Below are 5,455 nucleotides of genomic sequence, written 5' to 3'. Positions count from 1 at the left end.
ATCTGGTGGAGGCGGGGGGAATCGAACCCCCGTCCGCAAGAAAGACCAGCTGAGTATCTCCGAGCGCAGTCCGTGTTTTGAGCTTCGCCATCCGGGCGCCCGCGGACAGGCTCCTTTCAAGCTATCCCCGATTGTTTTCCCCATAAAGCCCCTCGAGAAAGAAGGCTTCAGGGTACCCTAACTAAGTGACGCCCTGCACCAGGCCGTTAGGAAACCTGGCCGGACGAGCCGCTTAAGCGGCTAGTGCAAAATTATCTTCTGCAGTTAATTTAAGTTTTCACCTTTTTAACGAGCTGGCGACAACTCGGCTCGCTGCTCAACCCATCTTATCCCCCGTCGAAACCAGTACGCCCCCATATTAATTAATCTTAACTGCAAAAGCCATGATAAACCCTGTCGTTGATATTGTCAACGGTGATAAACATTTAAGTTGTAGGTTTTGAACTTGCACCCTGCGGGTGCTACTTTTTTTCCCCAGCTTAACCCTAAGCACGGTTCCTCTCTTTCAGGCTGCGTTCCATATCGCGCAGGGCATCGCGGCTGGCTATATCCTCGCGCTTGTCATAAAGTTTTTTCCCTACTGCTACCGCCAGATCCATTTTGGCCCGGCCTTCTTTGAAGTATATCTTCAAGGGAATCAGGGTCAGGCCTTTTTCCCTCTGTAAAGCATACAGGCGATTTATTTCCCGCCGGTGCAAAAGGAGCTTTTTGGGCCGCAGAGGATCATGGTTGAACTGGTTGCCTTTGTCATAGGGACTGATGTGGAAATTGTTGACCCAGATCTCTCCATCTTTGACCACAGCATAGGCATCACGCAGGTTGGCTTTACCCATGCGCAGTGATTTGACCTCGGTTCCCACCAGTACCAAACCGGCTTCCAAGTTTTCTTTGATATGATATTCATAGCGGGCGCGGCGGTTGTCCACCACCGGCTTAATCCCTTTGCCCTTCTTGCCCATCTTTACACCTCAAGTTATTATAGATGAAACAAACCCTCGTCTCGGGCCAAAAACTGTTGCTGAGACCAGGGTTTCTTTATTGCTTACGCTCTTATTATAGCTCAGATTCATCGCTTCCGTCAAGGCTGCCCCGGTCTGAATGACAGGGGGACGGGGTTGTTGACAAACTCCGACAGACAGAATGACAGGGGGACGGGGTTGTTGACAAACTCCTGGCACTCAGCCAAACCTCGATATGTTTATTAAGCATTATCGTTTCTGAGTGCCGGGATGAAAAGTAAGTTAGTAGGTATGGGAGGAAAACTCTTTTACTCATCCTGGAGCAATTCAAAATCGATCTTGCCTTCATCCACATCCACTCTAACCAGTTGTACCCGAACTTTATCGCCGATAGCAAATTTTCTTCCGGTATGCCGACCACGCAGAGTATAGGTACGATCACTGAACAGGTAGTAATCATCAGCTATGCTGGAGATGTGCACCAGGCCCTCAACCGTGTTTTCCAGGGCTACGAAAAAGCCAAAGGCTTGCACGGAAGAGATGCGAGCCGAGAATTCATCGCCTACAAACTGGGACATATACTGGGCCTTTTTCACATCCAGGAGCTCTCTTTCCGCTTCCTCGGCTTTCATCTCCTGCAGGCTGGATTGTTCTCCATAAATTGTCATCTTCTTTTCCAGGCTGCTCTTCTTACGGGCAGTCATACCCCCATCCAAGAGGCTGCTGAGCACCCGGTGAACTATAAGGTCAGGATAACGCCGGATAGGACTGGTAAAATGGCAGTAGTAGGGGGAAGCCAGGCCAAAATGACCCCGGGGCTCGGGCAGATAGGAAGCATGTTTCATGGAGCGCAGAATCATCAAGGAAATCATTTGCTCCTCCGGACGGCCTTTAATGTCGGCCAGTATCCCTTGAAAAAGCATGGGGCTGACTTTATGCCCTTTTATCTTATGTCCAAATACCGCCAACACCTTGTTTAACTCGCCAATAGCTTCTTCATCCGGTTTTTCATGGACCCGATACAAGGCGGGAAGCCCTAGCTTATTGAGGTGTTCTGCTACCACTTCATTGGCTTTTATCATAAAATCTTCTATCAGCATTTCACCCGGACCGCGCTCAGCTCTTTTGACTTCCAGGGGAAAACCCTCTTCGTCTACTATTACCTTGCTTTCGGGGAAATCAAAATCCAGCATCCCTCGATTTAAGCGGGAACGGCGCAGGATATCAGATAGTTCTTTCATCAGGAAGAAATCCTCTACCAGTTCCCCGTATCGCTCCTTTAAGGCCGGGGGATTATCGGCCAGAATACGGTTTACATCACTGTAAGTCATCCGTTCATTTATCTGGATTACCGACTTTACGATCTCATAATCCACTACCTGTCCCCAGGAATCAATATCCATTATACAGCTTATAGCCAAGCGCTCGACCTGAGGATTGAGACTACAGATATTATTGGATAATTCCACCGGCAGCATGGGCAAAACTTTATCTATCAGATAAACGCTAGTGCCGCGTTTAAAGGCTTCCCGGTCCAACTTGCTGTCTTCTTTAACATAATGGGAGACATCAGCAATATGCACCCCTAGCTTGTAGCCTTCCGCAGTCTTTTTAATAGAAACCGCATCATCCAAGTCTTTGGCATCTTCACCGTCAATGGTTACCATACGCCAGTCTCGTAAGTCCCGGCGCCAGGATATCTCTTCCGCCGCGACCGCAACAGCCACGGACCGGGCTTCTTCAAGCACATTATCGGGAAATTCCAGGCGCAGGCCATGTTTTTTGGCCAAAACTTTAAGATCAACACCCGCCTCTCCCTTGCGTCCCAACACTTCCACAATTTTACCCTCGGCCACCTTGTCCCGTTCAGGCCAGGAGCTAATCCTGACCAATACCTTGTCTCCTTCTTTGGCTTTCCATTTACGCGAGGCTTTAACATAGATAGGGTAAATCTGCCTAGAATCATCCGGAACTACCTGCAGCAGGTGCCGGCCTTTGGTAAAGGTCCCAACCAGTTCCCGGGTGTTGCGGGCCAGGATTCTGATGACCGTACCCTCCGGCCGCTGGCCGTTATATCCCTTTTCCTGTATCCTTACCATCACCCGGTCATTATGCATAGCCCCGTTGAGTTTCTTGCCATAGACAAATACCTCTTCAGCACCTGCTTTATCAGGCACTAAAACGCCAAAGCCCTTTTTGCTGATATGGATTATCCCTTTGACCAGGTTCATCATTTCCGGCAGGCCAAATTTCCCGGCCCGGGTTTTAACGATTTCTCCCTCTTTCTCCAGCTTGCCTACGATCTTGCTGAATTTAGTTTCCTCATCGACATCTTTAATGCCAAAAACCTCTTTTAATTCATGGTAACTCAATGGCTTGTAGCTTTCTTTATGCATACATTCGAGTATGCTATCCCTATTTATCATATATTCATTTATTCCTCCTGGTGTTTTTTAAGCTGTCGGCTGTTAACCCTGCCTTTTTCCCTGAATTCAGCGCCGCCTTTCCTCCTGACCTAGCGTAAACATCTAATAAATACAAATACGGAACGGCCAAGTGCTGAACTCTCACAAACAGCCAGCTTATCTCTCTTTTACTGCTATTATTCCCCGCCCTAATAAAAGTTAAAAATCCCGAGCATTTTATTAATTAGAGCCCCAGCTGTGGCGCGATTTTTTTACAACTTTCCAGGGCTATACTTAGAAACTTATCCAACTCCAATCCCAGCTCAGAACAGCTAGCCATCTGCTCCCGGCTGGCTCCCCGGGCAAAGGCCTTTTCCTTGAATCGCTTCTTAAGAGATTTAAGCTGCACTTCCGTAAGTTTCTTATCCGGCCTTATCAGTGCTGCCGCAGTTATGAAGCCGCTTACCGGGTCGGCGGCATAAAGGGCTCGATCCAGCAGGCTCAGCCGCTCCAAGCCGTGCCTTTCATTATGTACCTTCACCGCATAGACCACATCTGCAGGCAGGCCGTTTTCTTCCAGGATTTGAGCACCCAACAGCGAATGCTTTTCCAGATCGTCAACCGTAATATCATAATCAATATCATGCAGCAGCCCGGCCAGGGCGAATTTTTCCACATCTTCACCCAAGCTTTCCGCCAAACCCTGCATTATGGCTTCTACCGCCAGGGAATGATGGAAAAGATTTTCATTATGCAGGTGCTTCTGCAATAATTCCAGGGCTTCCTCTCTTTGCATCTTTCTTATCTCCTTTCTCAAAGCTAATTTCATCAAATTCATCTTATGATTAGCACGAAAAGTGAGGAGTGAGAGGTAAGGGGTGAGGGGTTTAGTTTATTCCCTGCAACATCTCACCATTCAAGCTCTTACTAAATCACTTTTCATCGGTGGTTGTGGCCCCCGGCCATGAGGGGTTCTACGGCAAAAGGCTATTAGTGTTCATTGGTTGTATAAATATACCGCCCAGCTCCATTAATAGCGACTGTAGGGAGCATCAGTTGTACCCGACAGGGCGCTTCGCATGGGCAGACGTAGCAGGTCTTCATCTTGTTATAAACTCGGCCAATTCGCGGGCAATTTTCTCCTTCTCTGGACCCATAGTAGCAACATGTTGGGAATTCTCTAATTCCACCAGCCTTGCCTCCCTATGGCGAAGCTGTGCGGCCAGATACCTGCCACTTTCGCTTTTCACCACCTCATCATTTTGCGACTGCATTATTAGCACAGGAACTCTCATATCTCCCAGTTCCCGCACCACCTGATTTCGCAATTCCATCATACTTTGAAAAGCCTGCAGGGGAAAGCAGTCGTAGGCGAACCTTCCCTCTGTTTCCAGTTGCCGCTGTATCCCCTGCTCCTGCTTGGGCCAGTAAGGCCGGAATCTTCTGATAAGAGGAGCCAGGGCGGTCGTCAGGGTGGAGCGCTGGAAAACGGGGGCGTTTATGGATGATACCCCGCGGATACCTGGTACATGGAGGCCGGAATACAATGCCAGCAGTCCTCCCATGGAAAGACCCACCGCGAAAACTTCGGCATATTCCTCCTGCAAACCCAATAATGCTGTTTTTACGGCGGTAAACCAGTCCTGCCAGCGGCAAAGGTTTAAATCCTCCGGCCTGCTTCCATGACCCGGCAAGAGCAAGCCGCTTATGCTGCAAGCACAGAGCTCATGCAGCAATTCCGCAACCGGGTAGAGCTCGGAAGGTGAAGCGGTAAAGCCGTGGATAAAGAGCAAGGCCACCCGGCTATCCCCTTTTAGAAAAAAAGGCTGCGCTTGTTTATGGATATGGTTACCGGACATAGCTGATTATAACCTCCTCTACCCTTTCACCTCTAGTTTTGCAATAAGAAAAAGCAGGTAAGAATCCCTCACCTGCTGCTTTGCTGCCCTCTATTTTATTATTGTTGTCCTACTGGTTCATTATCGCCAGAGTCAGAGTCAAAATCATAAACAATACGGCAACATAGGCGGTTATTTTGGCCAACAGGTCGTCCAGGCCTTTTTTCTTTCCTCCAAAAATGGTCTCACCAGC

General features: G+C 48.7%; 5 protein-coding genes and 1 other RNA gene. All 6 read right to left on the bottom strand.

Going from position 1 to position 5,455, the window contains the following annotated elements; all coding sequences use genetic code 11:
- Positions 1-3 precede the first annotated feature (3 nt).
- Positions 4-355: a transfer-messenger RNA gene (gene ssrA, locus PHP87_RS10480) on the bottom strand.
- A 130-nt stretch (positions 356-485) separates the two neighbouring features.
- Positions 486-959, bottom strand: coding sequence for an SsrA-binding protein SmpB (gene smpB, locus PHP87_RS10475; protein WP_299921116.1), 474 nt, complete (start codon positions 957-959; stop codon positions 486-488).
- A gap of 308 nt (positions 960-1,267) precedes the next feature.
- On the bottom strand, positions 1,268-3,385 hold the full coding sequence (gene rnr, locus PHP87_RS10470; protein WP_299921114.1) for a ribonuclease R: 2,118 nt from the start codon (positions 3,383-3,385) through the stop codon (positions 1,268-1,270).
- Between the two features lie 223 nt (positions 3,386-3,608).
- Entirely contained in the window at positions 3,609-4,193 is a 585-nt protein-coding gene (locus PHP87_RS10465; protein WP_299921112.1) for an HD domain-containing protein, read from the bottom strand.
- A gap of 271 nt (positions 4,194-4,464) precedes the next feature.
- Positions 4,465-5,223 (bottom strand): alpha/beta fold hydrolase, encoded by a 759-nt coding sequence (locus tag PHP87_RS10460; RefSeq protein WP_299921111.1) that lies wholly within the window; start codon positions 5,221-5,223, stop codon positions 4,465-4,467.
- Between the two features lie 109 nt (positions 5,224-5,332).
- Positions 5,333-5,443 carry a preprotein translocase subunit SecG gene (locus PHP87_RS10455; RefSeq protein ID WP_299921118.1) on the bottom strand — a complete coding sequence of 37 codons (111 nt, stop codon included), beginning with the start codon at positions 5,441-5,443 and terminating at the stop codon, positions 5,333-5,335.
- Between the last annotated feature and the right edge of the window lie 12 nt (positions 5,444-5,455).

This window comes from Syntrophomonas sp. (assembly GCF_028707975.1).
GTDB lineage: Bacteria > Bacillota > Syntrophomonadia > Syntrophomonadales > Syntrophomonadaceae > Syntrophomonas.
The sequence above is the reverse complement of the archived record's forward strand: the minus strand, read 5'-3'. Positions and strand labels throughout refer to the sequence as shown.